We start from the raw sequence: 20,162 nt of genomic DNA on the forward strand, positions 1-20,162 counted from the left end.
TTTGACCATGGCATACGACGAAACGGGCACCGACAGCGTTGCAGTCGTCGCAGTGGAGGGGTTGACGGCCGCCCAGGTGGCGGAGCGGGTGGCGGCAGGCAAGACCAACGACGTGCCCGATCGGGCCAGCCGATCGGTACGCGACATCGTCCGCGCCAACGTGTTCACCCGGATCAACGCGATCCTCGGTGTCCTCCTGATCATCGTGCTGGCCTCCGGTTCGATCATCGACGGCATGTTCGGCCTGTTGATCATCGCCAACAGCGGGATCGGCATCATCCAGGAAGTGCGGGCCAAGCGGACCCTCGACAAGCTCGCGATCGTCAGCCAGACCAAACCGGTGGTGCGCCGCGACGGTGCCGCCGTCGCGATGGCACCCCGGGAGGTCGTGCTCGACGACATCATCGAGCTCGGCGCCGGCGACCAGATCGTCGTCGACGGTGTCGTGGTCGAGGCGATGTCCCTCGACATCGACGAATCCCTCCTCACCGGTGAGGCCGACCCCGTGCACAAGGACGCCGGCCAGCAGGTGCTGTCGGGAAGCTTCGTCGCGTCCGGCAGCGGCTGTTACCGCGCCACGAAGGTCGGAAGCGACGCGTACGCCGCCAAACTCGCGGACGAGGCCAGCAAGTTCACGCTCGTGCACTCGGAGTTGCGCAGCGGCATCGACAAGATCCTGAAATTCATCACGTATCTGATGATTCCGGCCGGTCTGCTGATCATCTACAACCAGTTGTTCTCCAGCGGCGAGTCGATCCGGCCGGCGCTGAGCGGGATGGTGGCCGCGCTGGTCCCGATGGTGCCGGAGGGACTGGTGCTGATGACGTCGATCGCGTTCGCGGTCGGGGTGGTCCGGCTCGGTCAGCGGCAGTGCCTCGTGCAGGAGTTGCCCGCCATCGAAGGTCTCGCGCGCGTCGACGTGGTGTGCGCAGACAAGACCGGAACGCTCACCGAGAACGGCATGCGGCTGTCCGAACTGCGTTGCGCCGACACCGCCGACACCGAACCGTCCCGTGCGGCACTCGCCGCGATGGCGGCGTCCGACCCGCGGCCGAACGCCAGCGTCCTCGCGATCAAGGAGGCGTTTCCCGACGACCCCGGGTGGGGTGACGCCACCGCGGAGGCGCCGTTCTCCTCGGCCGAGAAGTGGAGCGGACAGTCGTACGGCACCCACGGCAACTGGGTCCTCGGTGCGCCGGACGTCCTGCTCGACCCCGGCAGCGACATGGCCAGGCAGGCCGAGGAAGTGGGGTCCTCGGGACTGCGGGTGCTCCTGCTCGGCAGTTGCGACGTTCCGGTCGACCACCCCGCGGCGCCGGGTGCGATCACACCCCGGGCGCTGGTGATCCTGGAGCAGCGGGTGCGTCCCGACGCCCGCGGCACCCTCGAGTACTTCGCGAGCCAGAACGTCACGGTGAAGGTCATCTCGGGTGACAACGCCGTGTCGGTCGGCGCCGTGGCCGGATCGCTCGGACTGCCCGGCGGCGACCGTCCCGTCGACGCCCGCGAACTGCCCGACGACCGCGACGCCCTCGCCGAGACCCTGGAAACGTCCACCACGTTCGGCCGCGTGCGCCCCGATCAGAAGCGGGAGATGGTGGGGGCCCTGCAGTCTCGCGGTCACACCGTCGCGATGACCGGCGACGGCGTCAACGACGTGCTGGCCCTCAAGGACGCCGACATCGGGGTGTCGATGGGCTCGGGCAGCCCCGCCACCCGCGCGGTGGCGCAGATCGTGTTGCTGGACAACAAGTTCGCCACCCTGCCCTACGTGGTGGGTGAGGGCCGCCGGGTGATCGGCAACATCGAACGCGTCGCGAACCTGTTCCTCACCAAGACCGTGTACTCGGTGCTTCTGGCGTTCCTCATCGGCATTACCGGTGTGCTGTCGCAGATCTTCCATTTCGAGCCCGTGCCGTATCCGTTCCTGCCGCGGCACGTGACGATCGCCGCCTGGTTCACCATCGGCATTCCTGCGTTCATCTTGTCGCTGGCTCCCAACAACGAGCGGGCGCGCTCCGGCTTCGTGCCGCGCGTGATGCGTCTCGCCGTGCCGTCGGGCGTGATCATCGGTGTCACGACGTTCATTTCGTATCTCCTCGTCTACGCCGGCCCGGATCAGACGGAGACGCAGAAGATCCAGGCGGGCACGTCGGCACTGATCACCCTCATCATGATCGCGCTGTGGGTGCTGGCCGTGGTCGCGCGGCCGTACGTGTGGTGGAAGCTGGTGCTGATCTTCGGATCCGTAGCGGGATATCTCATCCTGTTCGCGTTGCCGTTCACGCGGGAGTTCTTCAAACTCGATCCGACCGACGTCGGCGCCACGACCTCCGCTCTCGTGTGCGGGCTCGTGGGAGTGGTTCTCGTCGAAATCGGATGGTGGGTGACGGGCCGCCTGCACGGTGAGCATCGCCGCCTCTTCGCGGTGCCGGAAGACCTGCCGGGCGTGCACTGACGCGATTACCGCTCGCGACGATTCGAACGGTTGGCGTCGCCGAGTCAATGCTGTGAGACTGGGTGCACGGCGAGTGATCGAACTCGGTCGGAATGCGTGCGCATGCACCGGAGGAGGAAGAACGATGAGTTTCGTCGACACACTGAAGGGCCTGCTGGGCAAGGGGAGGGAAGCCGCTTCGCAGAACGCGGACAAGGTTCACGGCGCCATCGACAAGGCCGCCGACGTCGCGGACAGCAAGACCGGCGGCAAGTACAGCGACAAGATCGACAAGGCCGCCGACGCGGCGAAGAAGGCTGTTCCTCCGAAGGAGTGAACACTTCTCACACAGACGCGCGTGGGCCCCGGTTCTCGGACCGGGGCCCACGCGCGTCTTCGGAGATGACCCGCGCACGGCGGGCAGGCGCGGCAGAATCGGTGTCGTGAACGGCGTCCTCGTGCTCCTCGTCATCATCGCGGCCATCGCGGTGACGAGTTTCGCGAAGCGCCGGGACCTGCAGGCGCCGCTGGTGCTCGTGACGATCGGGTCGGCGGCGTCGTTCATCCCCGGGATGCCGCGCCTCGAACTGGACCCGGAGGCCATTCTCGGTGTGGTGCTGCCGCCGCTGCTGTACTCCGCGGCGCTCAAGTTCTCGGTGGCCACGTTCCGGCGCCACCTCGCACCGATTCTCCGGCTGGGGATCTTCACCGTCCTGGCGACCGCCATCGGGGTGGCCTTCTTCTCCAACTGGCTGGTCCCCGAATTCACGCTCGGCGCGGCCCTGGTCCTCGGCGCCGTGGTCGCGCCGACGGACGCGGTCAGTGCCGTCGCGGTCGGCCGCAGGCTCGGCCTGCCGAACCGGGTGATCGCGATCCTTACCGGTGAGGGACTCGTCAACGACGCCACCGCGCTGACCCTGTTCACCGTCGCCGTCTCCGCCGTCGTCGGGGCGAAGATCCCGGTCCATCCCGTGGTGTTCTTCGGCTACGAGGTGGTCGGCGGGGTCCTGATCGGACTGGTGCTCGCCAAGATCGTCGAGTGGGTGCGTCACCGCATGTACGATTCCCCGCTGGAAACGGTGCTGGGGCTGATGCTCCCGTTCGCCGCGTACCTCGCCGCCGAGGAGGTGCACGCCTCTGGTGTGCTGTCGGTGGTCGCCGCGGGGTTCCTGATGGGGCACAAGGCCACCGACGCCTCCGTGGCCACCCGCATCCAGGAGCGGTCGCTGTGGGAGAGCGTCGACCTCCTGCTCGAGATGTTCGTGTTCGCCTACATGGGACTGCAACTGAAGTTCGTCATCGACGACGTCCGAGACCAGGGCCTACCGGTGCACCACGTCTTCTTCTACGGCTTCGCGGTCCTCTTCGTGGTCATGGCGATACGGCCGGCGTGGATCCTGCTGCACTGGCTCCGCCGCCGGGTCGGGCTGGCGATCGAGGCGCCGGGCGGCTCGGTGGAACTCGGATGGCGGGAGAGCCTCGTCGTGTCCTGGGCGGGAATGCGTGGGGTCGTCACGCTCGCCGCCGCGTCCGGTGTGCCCGTGGTCATCGCGAGCGGGCAGCCGTTCCCGGGACGCGAGGTGATCCAGGCGATCGCGTTCGTCGTGGCCGTCGGCACGCTGCTGATCCAGGGCGCCACCATGCCGCTGCTGATCCGGAGACTCGATCTGGCGGATCCCGGCGAACGCGAGCGCGAGGAGGAACAGGTGAAGCTGGCCCGCGCGATCTCCCGCGACGCAGGCGAACGGGCCCTCGTCGAGTTCGCCGCACACCCGCCGGAGGGAATCGACCGAGCCGACCTGACCGACATCCTCGACCGGGTGCGGCGGTCGATGCGGGCGCGGCTCCAGGCCGAGGAAGCGGAAGACGCCGCGGAGAAGCAGCGGGCCGGCGCACTGTTCGACCACTACCGTCGCGCGGCCCTGCGCGCGCAACGCGAGGCGATCATCGCCGCCCGCGACGCGGGCACGCTCGACGACGAGGTGATGCGTAGCGTGTTGGAAGGCCTCGATGTGGAGGAGGCAGCAGCCGAGGAGCGGGTGCGGAGACGTCGCGAATGAGGTGCGAGGTGGGTGTGCGTCCGGTGCGAACCGCCGTGGTCGCCCTTGCCGGTGTCGTAGCGCTGACCGCCTGCGCCACGGACGAGGCGTCCCCGGGCCCGTCTCCCACCACCTCGCTGGCCGCACCCTCCGCCCCTTCCGTTCCGCAGGCGCCGACAGGGGATCAGCGTGGCGCACTGATGAGCCAGGAGGCGGTGCCCGACATCGATCCGGCGATCACCGCACTCGGCGCGACGGCCACCCGGGTCGTCTACCGGTCGACGTCCGGTGTCGACGGCGGCGGCTCGGAGGTCGTGGGCACGGTCTTCACTCCCGCAGGCCCCGCACCGGACGGCGGCCGGCCCGTCGTCACGGTCGGGCACGGCACCACCGGCGTCACCGACGAGTGCGCCCCCTCGTCGTCGCCGACCCTGCTGGGCACGACGAACCTCGTCCGCCCGCTGCTGCAGCGGGGGTACGTCGTGACCGTCACCGACTACCAAGGACTCGGCACCGACGGCCCACATCCTTACCTCGAACCCGACACCGCCGCCTACGACCTGATCGACGCGGTCCGGGCGGCGCGCAACGTGGTGCCGGACGCGTCGACGCGCTGGGCGGCGATCGGGGTCTCTCAGGGCGGTCAGGCGTCGTGGTCCGCGGCCGAGCACGCCGACGACTACGGCGACGGGCTGGAGTTCGTCGGCTCGGCGAACCTGTCACCCGCGGCCGATCTGTCGGGGATCGTCGCCGACGGGACCGTCGAACCTCTGTCGTGGCCGCAGAAGATGTTCCTTCCCTACCTCCTCGAGGGACTGAAGGTGGTGCACCCCGAGCTGAATCCGGACGACTACATGCGCGGCGCGCTCGCCGCCACTCCCGACGTCACGCTGTCGTGCGTCGCCGCGAAGCTCCCCGAGAAGTGGACGGTGGCAACCCAACTCACCCCGGCCGACACGGGTCCGCGGACGGAGGCCGACGCCGAGCGCATGCGAGGGTGGCTCGAGGACATCGCCCTGCCGAAGAACGGGGCGGGCGGGCCGATGCTCGTCGTCGTGGGGGAGCGGGACAACCTCATTCTGCCGCAATGGACTTCGCAGTCCGTCGACCACGCGTGCGCACTCGGCGACGTCGTCGAGTTCGACTCCCGGCCCGGCGAAGGGCACGCCGACGGGCGCTCCGTCCCCGGCGCGGTGCAGTGGATCGCCGACCGCTTCGCCGGCGTGCCCGCACCCGACACGTGTCCCGAGGGAGGAACACCGTGAAAAACGGCGATCTCGAACGGCTGCGGACGCTGTGCCTCGCCCTGCCCGAGGCGACGGAACGGGTCAGTCACGGCGAACCGGCGTGGTTCGTCCGCAAGGGTCCGCAGTTCGCGTCACTCGCCGACCGTCACCACGACGACCGGGTGTCGTTCTGGGCGGCGGCTCCGCCGGGAGCGCAGCAGGATTGGGTGCAGCGTGATCCCGGCAGGTTCTTCGTCCCGCCGTACGTCGGGGGACGCGGGTGGATCGGCGTCTATCTCGACGTCCCGCAGGATTGGGACGACGTCGCCGACATCGTCGAGGACGCCTACCGCACCGTCGCCCCGAAGACCCTGATCGCCCGACTGGACGCCGGCGAATGACGGGAACCGTCGTCGCCGTCGTCGCGTTGCTCGTCCTCATTCCCGTCGTCGCGTTCACCGCGGTGTGGCTGCGCGCCCGGCGCGAGCTGACGACCCCCACCGAACGGGCCGTTCACACCACCCTGCACACGGCGTCGCTGGCGGCGCGCCCGTTGCGGCGGGGACTCGACGAGACGTCGGCGGAGGAGGCCGCGCCGCACCTGCGTCAGCTGACCGGCGCGCAGGCGCTGGGCGTGTTCGACGCCGCCGGTGACCTCCTCGCATGGAGCGGACCGCACGAGGCCATGACCGAACAACTGCACGACGCGGCCGCCCGCGCCGTCGACGGGGAGCGCCGGGTGCTCGTCGCCTACGGTGGCCTCGTCCGGGGCGCGGGCGACAACGCGGTGCGGGCGTTGATCGCCCAGCCCCTGCTCATCGAGGCCACCGGCGTGGTCGGGGTGCTCGGCATCGTCACCACGGAAGACCCTGGTCCGGGCATGCTCGGCGCCGTCACGGAGGTCGCCCGGTACGCGTGCAGCCAGATCGAACTCGCCGACCTCGACGCGTCCCGCGCCCGACTCGACCGCGCCGAGGTCCGGGCGCTGCGCGCGCAGATCAGCCCCCATTTCATCTACAACGCGCTGAACACGGTGGCGTCGTTCGTCCGCACCGATCCCGATCGCGCCCGGGAACTGATTCTCGAGTTCGCCGACTTCACGCGGTACTCGTTCCGTACGGCGGGGGAGTTCACCCTGCTGGCGGACGAACTGCGCAACATCGACCGTTACCTCACCCTCGAGCGCGCCCGGTTCGGCGACGCCCTCGCGGTGAAATTGCAGGTGGCGCCGGAGGTGCTGAACGTGGTGCTGCCGTTCCTCGCGCTGCAACCGCTGGTCGAGAACGCGGTGCGGCACGGAATCGCCGCCAAACCGGACGGTGGCACCGTCAGCATCGTCGCCGCCGACGAGGGCACCGACTGCGTGATCAGCGTCGAGGACGACGGGGTCGGCATGGATCCCGACCTGCTGCGGTCGGGGTCGCTGGACTCGGTGGCCGAGACGTCGGGGGTGAAGGAGGCGGCGCACGTCGGGCTCGCCAACGTCGACGACCGCCTGCGCGCCGCGTTCGGCAACGACTACGGACTCGTCGTGGAGACCGCGCCCGGTGCGGGCACCAAGGTGAGCATGCGCGTCCCGAAGTTCCGGCGGGGGATCTCGACGTGAACGGGAAGAGTCCGTGCGACGATTGCTGTCGTTGTGAACCACACTGACGACAAGTCTCCGGATGCACCCCTGACCGTGCTGGCCGTCGACGACGAGAAACCCGCCCTCGACGAGCTGGCGTTCCTGCTGCGCGCCCAGGACGCGGTCGGGGACATCCGGACCGCGGGAGATGCCACCACGGCGCTGCGCATACTCCGCGACGGCGAGATCGACGCCGTCTTCCTCGACATCAACATGCCCGGACTCGACGGACTCGAGCTGGCCGGGATCCTCGCGAACTTCGCGTCCCCACCGCAGGTGGTGTTCGTGACCGCCCACGACGACCGGGCCGTCGCCGCATTCGACCTCGGAGCCGTCGACTATCTCCTCAAACCCCTGCGCGAGGAGCGGCTGGCGGAGTCCGTGCGCCGCATCGTCGAGGGGCGCCGTAGGCGGGTCGACGCGGGACCGGCCGCCCCCACCGACGAGGTGATCCCGGTCGAACTCGGCGGCATCACCACGCTCGTGCACCGGTCCTCCGTCGAGTGGGTCGAAGCGGACGGTGACTACGCCCGACTGCACACCGCGGACGGCTCCCACCTCGTCCGCATCCCCATCTCGGCACTGGAGACGCGCTGGGCGGACGCCGGGTTCCTGCGGGTCCACCGCTCGTACCTCGTCGCGTTGCCGCGGGTCACCGGAATCCGGACCGTCGGCAACGGTCTCGTCGTGTGCCTCCGCGCGCACGGCGACCACCAGCCCGTCGAACTGCCGGTCAGCCGCAGGCACACCCGGATGCTCAAGGACCGGCTGGTCCGGGCGCCGAAACAAACATGGACCGCGCGATGAGTTCGCCGGAGCGGGTGCGGGTCGTCCTCGCCCAGCGCCGCGGTGCGCGCATCGTCCGCACCCGGGTCGAGGTGCAGGAACAGACCGCGGTCGGGGACGCGATGATCCGGGGACTCGTGCGCACCCAGCTCGTGCTGGCCATCCGGCTCGCGCTCCTCGCGGCGTGCCTGCTGTGCGCGGTGCCGCTCGTGATGTTCCTGTTCCCGGCGTTGTCCGACGTGGCGGTGCTGGGGATCCGGTTGCCGTGGGTGGTGCTCGGGGCGCTCGTGTACCCGGTGCTCCTGACCACCGGCTGGATCTACGTGCGGCAGGCCGAGCGCAACGAACAGGAATTCGCCGACCTGGTGGACGACTGAGCATCCCGTGACCACCGACCAACCCATTCCCTGGCTGACCCTGGCCGGTCTCGCCGCGGCCGCGGTCGCGACGGTGGCCATCGGCATCTACGGAGTGCGGTTGGCGCGCACCACCTCCGACTTCCTCGTCGCGTCCCGCAGCGTCGGGCCGGGGTGGAACGCCGCCGCCATCTCCGGCGAGTACCTTTCGGCCGCATCCTTTCTCGGTGTCGCCGGCCTGATCGCGAAATACGGTGCCGACGCCCTCTGGTACCCGATCGGGTTCACGGCCGGCTACCTCGGGCTGCTGCTGTTCGTCGCCGCACCGCTGCGACGCTCCGGCGCGTACACGGTGCCCGACTTCGCCGAGTTCCGGCTCGGCTCCCGCCGGCTCCGCACCCTCGCGATGCTCGTCGTCGCCGCCGTCTGCGCGCTGTACCTCGTCCCGCAACTCCAGGGCGCAGGGCTGACTCTGAATATTTTGCTCGGGGTGCCGACCTGGGTCGGGGCCGTCGTCGTCGGGCTCATCGTCATCGGCAACGTGGTGGGCGGCGGCATGCGGTCCATCACATTCGTCCAGGCCTTCCAATACTGGCTGAAACTCACCGCGGTCGCGATCCCGGCGCTGGTGCTGTCGGTGTACTTCTTCGGCGACCACCACGAGCTGGGCGCCGCCGCACCACCCACCGTGAGCGAGCAGACCACGGTCGACATCACCACCGACGTCGTCGTGCAGGTGTCCGAACCGGTGACCGTCGGCGGGTCGGGGACGATCGACGGGGCCCCGGCGAGCGGTGACGTTCTCCTCGAGCCGGGCGAGCACCACCTCGGCGAGGGCACGTCGATGACCCTCGAGGCGGGCGCCCCGGTGCCCGTGGTCGCGGGCGCTCCCGCCGACAACTCCGACTGGATCGCCCCCGGCTGGGGATTCGGCGGCGACCACCCGATGTACCAGGTGTACTCGCTGATCCTCGCGACGTTCCTCGGCACGCTCGGGCTGCCACACGTGCTCGTCCGGTTCTACACCAACCCCGACGGGCGGGCCGCGCGGCTGACGTCGCTGGCCGTGGTCGGGCTGCTCGGAGTGTTCTACCTGTTCCCGACGCTGCTCGGGGTGTTCGCGCGGCTGTACGTGCCGCAGCTGCTCATCACCGGCACATCCGACGCCGCGGTCCTGCTGCTGCCCGGCTCCGTGATCTCCGGGTGGGCCGGGCAACTCCTCGCCGCACTGGTGGCCGCCGGGGCCATCGCGGCGTTCCTGTCCACGTCGTCCGGTCTGCTCGTCAGCATCGCCGGGGTGCTCAGCACCGACGTCCTGCGCGGGCGGATCCGGGACTTCCGGATCGCCGCAGTCCTGGCCGGGGCGGTGCCGCTGGTGCTGTCGCTGGCGGTGACGTCGCTGGACCTGTCGCGCACGGTCGGGCTGGTGTTCGCGGTCGCGGCGTCGACGCTCTGCCCGCTGCTCGTGCTCGGCATCTGGTGGCGTGGACTGACCGCCGCCGGGGCGGGTGCCGGGATGGTCGCAGGCGGGCTCGTCGCCGGCTGCGCCGCCGGGATCTCGGTGCTCGGCGGCTTCACCGTCGACGTCTGGAACGGCTGGCCCGCGGCGATGGTCGCGTACCCGGCCGCCGTCAGCGTTCCGCTGGCCTTCGTCACGATGGTGCTGGTCAGCAAGGCGACGAAGCGTCAGATTCCCGCCGACCTCAGCCGGATCTTCACCCGCATGCACGCCCCCGAGCGGCTCGGGGTGGGCTCCGACCGCGAGCGGGAGCTCCGCTCCCCGTGAGCCTTTTTGGTAGCTCCCGCAACCATAAAGGCGCACGGGCGGCGGAGCCGCTTGTCGCGGTCGGGTGACCGTTCGACGCACAGTCCGGCAGCTCGTCGTGTGACAGGCACCATAACCTATTTCTGTGACTCAACTCTCACTAACGTCGGTTACCAGTTCACTTCACACGACCAAGGAGTCTGCAGTGACCACAGCCGATCTCAGTGAGGGCGCACCGCAGAAGCGGCACGCCCCTGATGCGCAAGCCTTCGTAGACATGCAGGCGAGCCCGGAGTTCCAGGAGTTGCGACACCGCCTGCGTAGTTTCGTCTTCCCGATGACGGCGTTCTTCCTCGCCTGGTACGCGGCGTACGTCCTACTGGCCACGTACGCGCCCGAGTTCATGGCCACCAAGGTGATCGGCAACATCAACCTGGGCATCATCCTCGGTCTCGGCCAGTTCGTGACCACGTTCGTGATCACCGCGCTGTACGTGAAGTTCGCCAACCGGGAACTCGATCCCCGCTCCGCCGCGATCCGCGACGAGCTGGAAGGACCGCTCAAGTGATCACCACACTCGCCGCAGGCACCGACGTCGGCAACCCGATCCTCAACATCGCCATCTTCGTGGCGTTCGTCGTGATCACGATGACCATCGTGATCCGTGCTAGCCGTACCACCAAGAAGGCCTCGGACTTCTACACCGGCGGCGGTCAGTTCTCCGGACCGCAGAACGGCTTCGCCATCGCCGGCGACTACCTGTCGGCCGCGTCGTTCCTCGGCATCGCCGGCGCCATCGCGGTGTACGGCTACGACGGCTTCCTGTACTCGGTCGGCTTCCTCGTCGCCTGGCTGGTGGCCCTGCTGCTGGTCGCGGAACTGCTACGCAACACCGGCCGGTTCACGATGGCGGACGTGCTGAGCTTCCGGCTCAAGCAGCGTCCCGTGCGGATGGCCGCGGCGCTGTCCACGCTGGTGGTCTCGCTGTTCTACCTGCTCGCGCAGATGGCGGGCGCCGGCGGACTCGTCGCGCTGCTGCTGAACATCGACGGCAAGGTCGGTCAGGGCGTCGTCGTCGCGGTCGTCGGTGTGCTGATGATCGTGTACGTGCTCGTCGGCGGCATGAAGGGCACCACCTACGTCCAGATGGTCAAGGCGGTGCTGCTGGTCGCCGGTGCGGGCATCATGTTCTTCCTCGTGCTGTTCGCGGTGCGCGGCAACTTCTCCCAACTGCTCGCCGACGCCCAAGCGACGGTCGCCGGTTCGACGAACGAGGCGATCGCGGGCCGCGACATCCTCGCTCCCGGCGCCAAGTACGGCATCAGCTCGATGAGCAAGCTCGACTTCATCTCGCTCGGCATCGCCCTGGTCCTCGGCACCGCGGGCCTACCGCACGTGCTGATGCGGTTCTACACCGTCCCCACCGCCAAGGAAGCCCGCCGCTCGGTCACCTGGGCGATCGGACTGATCGGCGCGTTCTACCTGTTCACGCTCGTCCTCGGCTACGGTGCCGCCAAGATGGTCGGCCCCGACGTCATCCTCGCAGCGCCCGGCAAGGAGAACGCGGCGGCGCCGCTGCTCGCGTTCGAACTGGGCGGCACCATCTTCCTGGCGATCATCTCCGCGGTCGCGTTCGCAACGATCCTCGCGGTCGTGGCGGGGCTGGCGATCACGGCGTCCGCGTCATTCGCCCACGACATCTACGCCAGCGTCATCAAGCGCGGACACGCGTCGGAAGAGTCCCAGGTGCGGGTTTCCCGGATCACGGTCGTCGTGATCGGTCTCGTGTCGATCGTCCTGGGCATCATGGCCATGGGCCAGAACATCGCGTTCCTGGTGGCGCTCGCCTTCGCGGTGGCCGCCTCGGCCAACCTGCCGACGCTGCTGTACTCACTGTTCTGGAAGAAGTTCAACACGACCGGTGCCCTGTTCAGCATCTACGGCGGCCTGGTCAGCTGCCTCCTGCTGATCGCGTTCTCCCCGGCCGTGTCCGGCAAGCCGTCGTCGATGTTCCCCAACGCCGACTTCGACTACTTCCCGCTCGCCAACCCGGGCATCGTCTCCATCCCGCTGGCGTTCGTGCTCGGCGTCGTCGGCACCTACATCGGCCGCGGCAAGACGGAGGATCCCGCCAAGCAGGCCGAGATGGAGGTCCGCTCTCTCACCGGTGTCGGTGTGGAGAAGGCCGTCTCCCACTAATGCCTTCGGCCTGTGAGTACTTATTAACCGCCCGCGGTTAATAAGTACTCACAGGCCGTTAGGCTGCACCAATGGCGAAACTCACGGTCAAGACCGATGTTCCCCTCAGCCCCCAGGACACCTGGGAGAATGCCTCGAATCTGCAGGACTTCGACAAGTGGTTCGTCGTCCACGACGGCTGGCGCGGCGAACTTCCCGAGACCCTCACGGCCGGAACCGAGATCAGTTCCGTCGTCACGGTCAAGGGACTCCGCAATCGCGTGAAGTGGACGATCAAGGAGTACGACGCCCCGAACCGCATCGTCCTCAAAGGTGACGGCAAGGGTGGCGTGAAGCTCGGAATGGTGCTCGACGTCCAGGCGAAGGGTGACGCGTCCGAGGTGGCGTTCACCATCGAACTCGGTGGCGCACCGCTGTTCGGGCCAATCGGTTCGGGTGTCGCGAAGGCACTGAAGGGCGACATCGAGAAGTCCCTGACGACGTTTGTCGAGCTGTACCGCTGATCAATCGAGGACGTGCGCGCCGCCGGTGTCGGTGATCCACTCGGCGGCAAGGGCGTCCAGCGTCCCGTCGGCGTAGAGCGAATCGACGGCCGCCGAGACGCACGCGGTGAGCGGACTGTTCTTCTCCAGCACGAGGCCGAAGAATTCGGTGACGGCGTTCGGGCGGGGGAACTGCCCGACGAGGACGCTGTCCTTCACCTCGTTGGCGGTGATCTGAAATCCGGTCGGGATGTCGACCACCAGCGCGTCGATGTCGCCCGCGGCCAGGGCGGCCTTGGCGTCGTCGGTGGTGGTGAAACTGACCGGTGCCTGGCGGGGCTGCACGGTCTGGGTGATGGCGTCGAAACTGGTGGACCCCACCTGCGCCCCGAGGCGGAACGGCGCGAGGTCGGCGAGCGATTTGGCTCTCGCCGCTGGCGAGTTCTTCAGCGCCAGCACCGACTGCGTGACGGCGTAGTAGGGCGAACTGAAATCGACCGTCTCGCGCCGGGTGTCGACGATCGTGAACTGGTCAATGGCGAAATCGAAGTTCTTCTCGCCGGGTGCCAGCGCGTCGTTGAATGCGACGGTCTCGAATTGCACCTGGTCCGGACCGTATCCCAGCTTCTCGACCACTTCCCGGGCGACGGCGCCCTCGTAGCCCTTGCCGTTGGACGGGTCACCGTCGACGAACCACGGCTGGTACGACGGACTGTCGGTGGCGATGGTGACCACGCCGTCCTGCGCGGTGACGCCGCTGCCGGGGGCGCAGTCGCCGACCGCGCGGGTGGACGGAAGTTTGGTGAACGCTTCGGGAATCGTCGAGGCTTCGGCCCGGGCGTCGACCTCCGACGCTGTGTCGGTGGAGCAGGATCCGGCGAGCAATGTCAGTGCAGCGGATATGGCGGCGACGGCTGTCTTGGGACCTCGGTGCACCCCGCCATCTTGCCTGGCGGGTAGCGATCCGGCCAGCGAAGCGGCCGCGCGGCGCACAATATGTATGTATTGGCGGAGGGAGGTGCGCGTGGCCACGGCGGGAACTCGGCAACTGACGGTCGACGGACATCGCCTGTCCCTGACCAATCTCGGCAAGGTCCTCTACCCGGAATCGGAAACGACGAAGGGCGAGGTCATCGACTACTACACGCGGATCGCGCCCGCCATGCTCCCGCACGTCGTCGACCGTCCCGCCACCCGCAAACGCTGGCCCAACGGGGTGGACAGCGAGCCGTTCTTCGAGAAGAACCTCGCGGCCTCCGCACCGGCGTGGTTGGAGCGTCGTTCACTCGAGCACTCGGATCGGTCGGTGCACTATCCGCTCCTGAACTCGGTCGCGGCGCTTGCGTGGGCGGGGCAGCAGGCCGCACTCGAACTGCACGTCCCGCAGTGGCGGTTCGACGGCCCGCATCGGGGGCCCGCCACCCGGATCGTCTTCGACCTCGACCCCGGTCCCGGTGTGGGCCTGACCGAATGCGCGGAGGTGGCACGGGCCGTGCGCGACCTGGTCGCGAACCTCGGCTGGACCGCGTACCCGGTCACCAGCGGCAGCAAGGGTATTCACCTGTACGTGCCGCTCGACCGGAAGCTGGACGGTTCGGGCGCGTCGACCGTCGCGAAACAAGTGGCGACGGGTCTCGAGAAGCTGCGGCCCGAACTCGTCACCGCCACCATGGCCAAGGCGGTGCGCGCGGGAAAGGTGTTCGTCGACTGGAGCCAGAACAATCCGTCCAAGACCACCATCGCACCGTATTCGTTGCGGGGACGCTCCCAGCCGTATGTCGCGGCGCCGCGAAGCTGGGACGAACTCGACGACCCCGACCTACGGCAGCTGCGGTTCGAGGAAGTGCTCGAACGGTGGGAGTCGGACGGCGACCTGCTCGCCGGACTCGACCCGCCGATCGAGGACGACGCCGCCCTCGCCGAGTACCGCCGCAAGCGTGATCCCGGACGGACACCCGAGCCGATGCCGGACACTGTGCGGATGGGGGAGGGGAACAGTTTCGTCATCCAGGAACACCACGCCCGGCGCCTCCACTACGACCTGCGGCTCGAACGCGACGGGGTGCTCGTGTCGTGGGCGGTGCCGAAGAACGTGCCGACGACGACGGGGGAGAACCGGCTCGCCGTGCACACCGAGGATCACCCGCTCGAATACCTCACGTTCTCCGGGACCATCCCGAAGGGCGAATACGGCGGCGGCGAGATGACCATCTGGGACACGGGCACCTACGACACCGAGAAGTGGCGCGACGACGAGGTGATCGTCCAGTTGCACGGCGGGCAGGTGGACGGCCGGTTCGCGCTGATCCGCACGAAGGGCGACCAGTGGCTGATGCATCTGATGAAGGATCAGACACCGGGCGGGTCGCACACGTCCGAATTGCCGCGGGGACTGTCACCGATGCTCGCGAGCCCCGGCACCCTCGACGGACTGGACGCCGACGAGTGGGCGTTCGAAGGGAAGTGGGACGGGATCAGGGTGATCGCCGAGATCAGTGGCGGCGAGCTGAAGCTGACGAGCCGGGCAGGCAACGACAAGACCCTCGACTACGCCCGATTGGGTTGGATGGCAGACGCTCTCGGCGACCACGAGGTGGTCCTCGACGGTGAAGTCGTCGCGTTCGACGAGCGGGGTGTCGCGAACTTCGGCCTGCTGCAGCAGGGCAACGAGCCGCACTTCCTGGCGTTCGACGTGCTGTATCTCGACGGAGTGTCGTTGTTACGCAAGAAGTACACCGACCGGCGCCGCGTCCTCGAGGCACTGGCGGCCAAGGTGGACAACCTGGTCGTTCCGCCGCAACTGCACGGGTCCGCGCAGGACGCTCTGGACGAGAGCCGCGGCAAGGGCTGGGAAGGTGTCGTGGCCAAACGCCGCGAGTCCGTGTACTTGCCGGGCAAGCGGGGGTCGAGCTGGATCAAGGTGAAGAACTGGCGCACACAGGAAGCGGTGATCGGCGGGTGGCGCCGGGGTCAGGGCGGGCGGTCCACGGGAATCGGGTCGGTCCTGCTCGGCGTCCCCGAGGACGGTGGGCTGCGCTACATCGGGCGCGTCGGAACCGGCTTCACCGAACGGGATCTGCAGGAACTCGCGTCCACCCTGGGGCCGCTCGAAACCGACACCAGCCCGTTCGTCGAAGACCTGCCCACCGCCGACCGCAAGGGCGCCGTGTGGGTGACCCCCACGCTGGTCGCGGAGGTGCGATTCATGGATTGGACCGGCTCGAAGAGACTGCGGCACCCCAGCTGGCGTGGGCTCAGGGACGACAAGACACCCGAGGACGTCGAAGTGGAGGTCTCGTGATGACCGGTATCCGATTTCAATCGACTCCGGAGAACGAGATCCCCGTCTCCGTGCCGGTCGACACCGTGCTGGCCCGCACCGAGTCGCTGGTGCTGTGGCTGACCGACGTTCACGTCTACAGCTGTGGTGTCGAATTCACGATCCAGGCACGCAGACCCGAGTCCACGGTGCTGCTCGACATGTTCGGCTTCGGCAAACCCGCGTCGTCGAACAGCAGCGGGCCGTTTCTGTTCGGCGTCGAGTACGCGGACGGCAGTGTGTTCACCAACCTTCCCGGCGCCCGGATGACCGACGGCCTGCACGGCGGAGCGGGGCGCGGCGGGCCCCTCACCGGTGACAAGACGTACTTTCTGCAGCCGCTCCCGCCGCCGAAACGCTGGTCGATGATCACGGCGTGGCCCTACTTCGGTGTCCCGGAGTCTCGGACCGACCTCGATTCCGCCGTGTTCGCCGAAGCCGCGGAGCGGGTGGAGACATTGTGGCCGGAACCGGTCCACGCACTCGTCGAGGCATCGGACGGTCGACAGCAGCCGCCGGCGCTCGAATTACCGCCAGGGGGCTGGTTCGAATGGGCCGGCCGACGCCGTGTCGAATGATCCGGGCGGTTCCTGTGTCGGGGTGCGCAGCGCCGGGGGTGTGAAGACCGGCAGGGGTGCGGACGTCGTGTCCTCGTCCGGGTGCTGCTCGGAGACACTCACGTCTGCGTTCGGTGACGCCGTGCCGCTGGCGACGGCGATCCCGGCGGCGCCGACGACCGAGAGGACGAAGGCCGCGCCCCCGCCGATCGCGATGCGGGTCTTGGTGTGGGACATGGTGTGGATTTCCTCCGGTGATCAGGGACCGACGACGGTTCCGCCGTCGACGGGGCCGACTCCGCCGGGCGACTGCGGGGCTGCGGGCGGGGCAGGCTTCGGGCCGCCGCCGACGGGGAATGGATTGGTTTCGGGTTCGAGAACGCCCGGCTCGACCTGGCCCGGTCCTTCGAACGGACCCTTCGGGGGGTGAACGGGGTCGACGACGACGGGCGGATCGACGACGACGGGCGGGTCCACCACGACGGGCGGCTGGGCGATGGGCGGTTGCGCAACCGGCGGCTGGGCGATGGGCTCCTGGGCAACCGGCGGCTGGGCGATCGGTGCTCGGACGATGGGCGGTGCTGCCACGATGGGCGGAACGACACCCGGTCCCGGCGCCACCGTTTCGGTGTCGGCCGAATAGCCTGGCGCCGAATACTCGGGATTCACCGAGTAGCCGGGGTCTGCGACGACGATCCGACTCGGGGCCGGCGCGATCGCCGGAGCGGGCTGCTGCTGCGAGTTGGCCCCCTCCGAGCTCGGGGTCGGAGCCCCCTCGGTGTGTCCACCGGCAAGAACGATCACTGCGGCTCCTGCGAGGGAGAACGTGAGGGCGGCGGTTGCGCCGATCGCGATGCGGGTTGCGGTGTGGACGATGGGGTGCCTCCGGTGGATTGGGTGGTCTAGCTGGGCTGTCAGACCAAGCTTGCGCCGGACGCGAGCCTTTCGACAGGCACCCCAGGGTGCGCATCCCCCACCCCGCGGCGGAACCGCGGGCAGCCGCCCCCGCGCTGTTTACCGACGGATGTGCCGGAATCACAGGCAATTGCGTCGGAATCCGGCCAATGTCCCTGCGGCTGTGGTGCGGTGAGCGCTACCCACTCACGACAGGTCGCGGAACGTCATGACGAAGCCGGCCATGGCGGCGAGCACGGCCAGGACGTAGACCGGCACCTGCACCCAGACGGGTGCGGTGCGGTTGACGATCATCGCCGCCGCCAGTGCGACGACGATGAGCACCACACCGTAGAACGGGGTGCGCTGAGGGTGGTCACCTCGTGCCATAACCACCAGTGTGCCCCGCGTCGGCGGCTATCCGACCGCCTCGGGCACCCGCGTCTGCGCGACCCACCGGCCGCGTTGCCGGGTGATCTCGATCGGGTGGTCGAAGCATTCGCTGATGTTGTCGGTGGTGAGGACGTCCGCGACGGGGCCCTGCGCGATCACCCGGCCGTCGCGGATGAGGACGGCGTGGGTGGTGGTGGTCGGGATTTCCTCGAGGTGGTGGGTGACGAGGATGCTGGCGAGGCTCGGGTACGTGACGCGCAGCTCGTCGAGCGCGGTGAGAAGTTGTTCTCGCGCAGCCAGATCCAGGCCGGTGGCGGGCTCGTCCAGCAGAAGGAGTTGCGGCTCGGCCATGAGGGCTCGCGCGATCAGAGCCCGTCCGCGTTCGCCCTGGGACAGGTTGGGCCACAGGGCATCCGCGTGCTTCTGCATGCCGAGGGACGCGATGAGTTCGTCGGCTCGGGCGACCTGGCCGGCGGTCGGTGACCACCTCGGCACGAACTCGGGTGTGTTGGTGAGACCGGTGAGCACGACGTCGCGCACCGTCAGTGGCGCGTCGATCCGGTGTCGCGGGTTCACGTGCCCGATGTGGGCGCGCAACTCCCGCATGTCGACCCGGCCGAGCTGATGGCCGAGGACGTGGACGGTGCCGTGGGTGGGGTGCGCGACGGCGCCGAGCATGCTCAGCAGCGTGCTCTTGCCCGCACCGTTCGCGCCGAGCAGCACCCAGTGCTGTCCGCGTTCGATGTGGAGGGTGATGTCGCTGAGCAGATACCGCCCGCTCCGCACGAGGTCGACATGGTCGGTGCTGACGACCGAATTCGGGGTGGTCACTGATGTTCGCCTTTCCGCAGAATCGACATGGTCGGATCGAGATTGGCGGCGGTGGCGGCGACGGCAGCCTCGGCATCGCCTGCTTCCAGCGCGCGAACCAGGTCGTCGTGTGCGCAGCTCGTGTCGGGTCGGCCCGGTTCGTGGTCGACGAGTTCGGCGAGCGCGTCGACGAGGAGCGGCCGGATCGAATCGAACAGGGCGGACAGGATCGAGTTGCCTGCGATCTCCAGGATCGCGGTGTGGAAGTCGAGGTCGGCCGCGACGAAGACGGCGGTCGACGCGGTGGTGCTGTCGTGCCGGGCCGACAGCTGCTCTCGCAGTCGCCGAAGATCCTCGGGGCGTGCGCGTTCCGCGGCGAGCCGGGCGGCCTCGATCTCGAGGGCGCGCCGCACCTCGTACACCTCGAGCAGGCGGGCGCGGCGCAGCAGCTTCTCGAGTCCCGCACCGCCCGTGGGTGGTTTCGCGACGAACGTGCCGACCCCGTGCCGCACGTCGAGCAGGCCGTCGCGGGCGAGCAGCCGGACTGCCTCGCGGACGGAGGAACGGCCGACGCCGAGTTCGGTGGCCAGTTCGGCCTCGCTGGGGATGCGACTGCCGAGTGTCCACTTGCCGTCGCGGATCCACGCGGTGAGGAGTTCCTCGAGCTGGGGAACCAGCGGTCCGCTGCGGAGGGTGTGACGTCCGGCCATTCGGCGACGCTAACACAGTCCTCAGACGTCTGAGGACTGTGGCGGAGCCTATGGTGAACCGGAGAGAACCACCGCAGCAGAGGAGAGGTGCACCATGGCCATCGCCACCGCAGACCGTGTCACACGGGAAGAGTTGCTCGACTTCGTCCGTCCGCGCCATCGCAGCGTGCTGATCACCCGGAAGCGCTCCGGCGGGCTGCAGATCTCCCCGGTCACGTCGGGACTCGACTCGGAAGGCCGGATCGTCGTCGCCACGTACCCGCAGCGCGCCAAGGCCGCGAATGTGCGACACGACCCCGCCGTGAGCATGTGCGTGCTCTCCGACGAGTTCAACGGCGCCTACGTGCAGATCGACGGCACGGCCGAGGTACTGGACATGCCCGACGCACTCGAGCCGCTGGTGGAGTACTTCCGCGGCATCTCCGGCGAACATCCCGACTGGGACGAGTACCGGGACGCCATGCGGAAGCAGAACAAGAGCCTGATCCGGATCACCATCGACGAGTGGGGACCCATCGCGACCGGTGGCTTCCCGCCGGACACCGATCGCGGATAGGTCCCC

The 20,162-nt window shown here is 68.7% G+C and carries 21 protein-coding genes; 15 read left to right on the forward strand and 6 right to left on the reverse strand.

Annotation, left to right across the window (positions count from 1 at the left end):
* Positions 1–7 precede the first annotated feature (7 nt).
* From HGB39_RS19255 to HGB39_RS19310, 12 genes are all read left to right on the forward strand, one after another.
* On the forward strand, positions 8–2,458 hold the full coding sequence (locus tag HGB39_RS19255; protein ID WP_064080290.1) for an HAD-IC family P-type ATPase: 2,451 nt from the start codon (positions 8–10) through the stop codon (positions 2,456–2,458).
* A 124-nt stretch (positions 2,459–2,582) separates the two neighbouring features.
* The gene (locus HGB39_RS19260; RefSeq protein WP_005244012.1) at positions 2,583–2,774 is read left to right on the forward strand and encodes an antitoxin; all 192 of its coding nucleotides are present in this window, start codon (positions 2,583–2,585) and stop codon (positions 2,772–2,774) included.
* A gap of 106 nt (positions 2,775–2,880) precedes the next feature.
* Entirely contained in the window at positions 2,881–4,497 is a 1,617-nt protein-coding gene (locus tag HGB39_RS19265; RefSeq protein ID WP_054246017.1) for a Na+/H+ antiporter, read from the forward strand.
* On the forward strand, positions 4,494–5,741 hold the full coding sequence (locus tag HGB39_RS19270; protein ID WP_064080291.1) for a lipase family protein: 1,248 nt from the start codon (positions 4,494–4,496) through the stop codon (positions 5,739–5,741). Before HGB39_RS19265 ends, HGB39_RS19270 begins: the two co-directional genes overlap by 4 nt.
* Positions 5,738–6,103 carry an MmcQ/YjbR family DNA-binding protein gene (locus HGB39_RS19275; protein WP_005568481.1) on the forward strand — a complete coding sequence of 122 codons (366 nt, stop codon included), beginning with the start codon at positions 5,738–5,740 and terminating at the stop codon, positions 6,101–6,103. Before HGB39_RS19270 ends, HGB39_RS19275 begins: the two co-directional genes overlap by 4 nt.
* The gene (locus tag HGB39_RS19280) at positions 6,100–7,308 is read left to right on the forward strand and encodes a histidine kinase (RefSeq protein ID WP_064080292.1); all 1,209 of its coding nucleotides are present in this window, start codon (positions 6,100–6,102) and stop codon (positions 7,306–7,308) included. Before HGB39_RS19275 ends, HGB39_RS19280 begins: the two co-directional genes overlap by 4 nt.
* Positions 7,309–7,341: 33 nt before the next feature.
* Positions 7,342–8,136 (forward strand): LytR/AlgR family response regulator transcription factor, encoded by a 795-nt coding sequence (locus HGB39_RS19285; RefSeq protein ID WP_005568477.1) that lies wholly within the window; start codon positions 7,342–7,344, stop codon positions 8,134–8,136.
* The gene (locus HGB39_RS19290) at positions 8,121–8,492 is read left to right on the forward strand and encodes a hypothetical protein (RefSeq protein ID WP_005243998.1); all 372 of its coding nucleotides are present in this window, start codon (positions 8,121–8,123) and stop codon (positions 8,490–8,492) included. Before HGB39_RS19285 ends, HGB39_RS19290 begins: the two co-directional genes overlap by 16 nt.
* A 7-nt stretch (positions 8,493–8,499) precedes the next feature.
* A complete protein-coding gene (locus tag HGB39_RS19295) occupies positions 8,500–10,257 on the forward strand; it encodes a sodium/solute symporter (protein ID WP_005568475.1) in 1,758 nt (585 codons plus the stop codon).
* A 184-nt stretch (positions 10,258–10,441) separates the two neighbouring features.
* A complete protein-coding gene (locus HGB39_RS19300) occupies positions 10,442–10,804 on the forward strand; it encodes a DUF485 domain-containing protein (protein WP_005243994.1) in 363 nt (120 codons plus the stop codon).
* Positions 10,801–12,435 carry a monocarboxylic acid transporter gene (locus HGB39_RS19305; RefSeq protein ID WP_005568471.1) on the forward strand — a complete coding sequence of 545 codons (1,635 nt, stop codon included), beginning with the start codon at positions 10,801–10,803 and terminating at the stop codon, positions 12,433–12,435. Before HGB39_RS19300 ends, HGB39_RS19305 begins: the two co-directional genes overlap by 4 nt.
* A 71-nt stretch (positions 12,436–12,506) precedes the next feature.
* Complete coding sequence (locus HGB39_RS19310) at positions 12,507–12,938, forward strand: type II toxin-antitoxin system Rv0910 family toxin (RefSeq protein WP_005568469.1); 432 nt, start codon at positions 12,507–12,509, stop codon at positions 12,936–12,938.
* On the opposite strand, the gene HGB39_RS19315 is transcribed toward HGB39_RS19310, so the two are convergent.
* Positions 12,939–13,853 (reverse strand): ABC transporter substrate-binding protein, encoded by a 915-nt coding sequence (locus HGB39_RS19315; protein WP_005568468.1) that lies wholly within the window; start codon positions 13,851–13,853, stop codon positions 12,939–12,941.
* Between the two features lie 88 nt (positions 13,854–13,941).
* Between HGB39_RS19315 and HGB39_RS19320 the strand changes: the two genes are divergently transcribed.
* On the forward strand, positions 13,942–16,218 hold the full coding sequence (locus HGB39_RS19320) for an ATP-dependent DNA ligase (protein ID WP_446676963.1): 2,277 nt from the start codon (positions 13,942–13,944) through the stop codon (positions 16,216–16,218).
* On the forward strand, positions 16,218–16,814 hold the full coding sequence (locus HGB39_RS19325; RefSeq protein WP_005568464.1) for a hypothetical protein: 597 nt from the start codon (positions 16,218–16,220) through the stop codon (positions 16,812–16,814). The genes HGB39_RS19320 and HGB39_RS19325 overlap by 1 nt, the downstream gene beginning before the upstream one ends.
* On the opposite strand, the gene HGB39_RS19330 is transcribed toward HGB39_RS19325, so the two are convergent.
* The 5 genes from HGB39_RS19330 to HGB39_RS19350 all read right to left on the reverse strand — a co-directional run bounded on the left by HGB39_RS19330 (position 16,764) and on the right by HGB39_RS19350 (position 19,600).
* Complete coding sequence (locus HGB39_RS19330) at positions 16,764–17,030, reverse strand: hypothetical protein (RefSeq protein ID WP_054246023.1); 267 nt, start codon at positions 17,028–17,030, stop codon at positions 16,764–16,766. The two genes, HGB39_RS19325 and HGB39_RS19330, sit on opposite strands and share 51 nt — an antisense overlap.
* A 21-nt stretch (positions 17,031–17,051) precedes the next feature.
* Positions 17,052–17,597 (reverse strand): hypothetical protein, encoded by a 546-nt coding sequence (locus tag HGB39_RS19335; protein WP_064080293.1) that lies wholly within the window; start codon positions 17,595–17,597, stop codon positions 17,052–17,054.
* Between the two features lie 297 nt (positions 17,598–17,894).
* Positions 17,895–18,077: a hypothetical protein gene (locus HGB39_RS19340; protein WP_005260513.1), complete on the reverse strand. Its 183-nt coding sequence runs from the start codon at positions 18,075–18,077 to the stop codon at positions 17,895–17,897.
* 27 nt (positions 18,078–18,104) lie between these two features.
* Positions 18,105–18,911: an ABC transporter ATP-binding protein gene (locus HGB39_RS19345; RefSeq protein ID WP_005574037.1), complete on the reverse strand. Its 807-nt coding sequence runs from the start codon at positions 18,909–18,911 to the stop codon at positions 18,105–18,107.
* Positions 18,908–19,600, reverse strand: a complete 693-nt coding sequence (locus HGB39_RS19350) for a FadR/GntR family transcriptional regulator (protein WP_005574039.1) — start codon at positions 19,598–19,600, stop codon at positions 18,908–18,910. Before HGB39_RS19350 ends, HGB39_RS19345 begins: the two co-directional genes overlap by 4 nt.
* A gap of 94 nt (positions 19,601–19,694) precedes the next feature.
* Here HGB39_RS19350 and HGB39_RS19355 point away from each other — a divergent pair, with 94 nt between their 5' ends.
* A complete protein-coding gene (locus HGB39_RS19355) occupies positions 19,695–20,156 on the forward strand; it encodes a PPOX class F420-dependent oxidoreductase (protein ID WP_005574040.1) in 462 nt (153 codons plus the stop codon).
* Positions 20,157–20,162: the final 6 nt, after the last annotated feature.

It is taken from the genome of Rhodococcus opacus (assembly GCF_012396235.1).
Taxonomy (GTDB): Bacteria; Actinomycetota; Actinomycetes; order Mycobacteriales; family Mycobacteriaceae; genus Rhodococcus_F; species Rhodococcus_F opacus.

Coding starts and splice junctions, on each gene's coding strand:
- HGB39_RS19270 (WP_064080291.1), top strand. CDS start 4,494: ATGAGGTGCGAGGTGGGTGTGCGTCCGGTGCGAACCGCCGTGGTCGCC.
- HGB39_RS19330 (WP_054246023.1), bottom strand. CDS start 17,030: ATGTCCCACACCAAGACCCGCATCGCGATCGGCGGGGGCGCGGCCTTC.
- HGB39_RS19290 (WP_005243998.1), top strand. CDS start 8,121: ATGGACCGCGCGATGAGTTCGCCGGAGCGGGTGCGGGTCGTCCTCGCC.
- HGB39_RS19255 (WP_064080290.1), top strand. CDS start 8: ATGGCATACGACGAAACGGGCACCGACAGCGTTGCAGTCGTCGCAGTG.
- HGB39_RS19325 (WP_005568464.1), top strand. CDS start 16,218: ATGACCGGTATCCGATTTCAATCGACTCCGGAGAACGAGATCCCCGTC.
- HGB39_RS19350 (WP_005574039.1), bottom strand. CDS start 19,600: ATGGCCGGACGTCACACCCTCCGCAGCGGACCGCTGGTTCCCCAGCTC.
- HGB39_RS19355 (WP_005574040.1), top strand. CDS start 19,695: ATGGCCATCGCCACCGCAGACCGTGTCACACGGGAAGAGTTGCTCGAC.
- HGB39_RS19260 (WP_005244012.1), top strand. CDS start 2,583: ATGAGTTTCGTCGACACACTGAAGGGCCTGCTGGGCAAGGGGAGGGAA.
- HGB39_RS19280 (WP_064080292.1), top strand. CDS start 6,100: ATGACGGGAACCGTCGTCGCCGTCGTCGCGTTGCTCGTCCTCATTCCC.
- HGB39_RS19310 (WP_005568469.1), top strand. CDS start 12,507: ATGGCGAAACTCACGGTCAAGACCGATGTTCCCCTCAGCCCCCAGGAC.
- HGB39_RS19340 (WP_005260513.1), bottom strand. CDS start 18,077: ATGGCACGAGGTGACCACCCTCAGCGCACCCCGTTCTACGGTGTGGTG.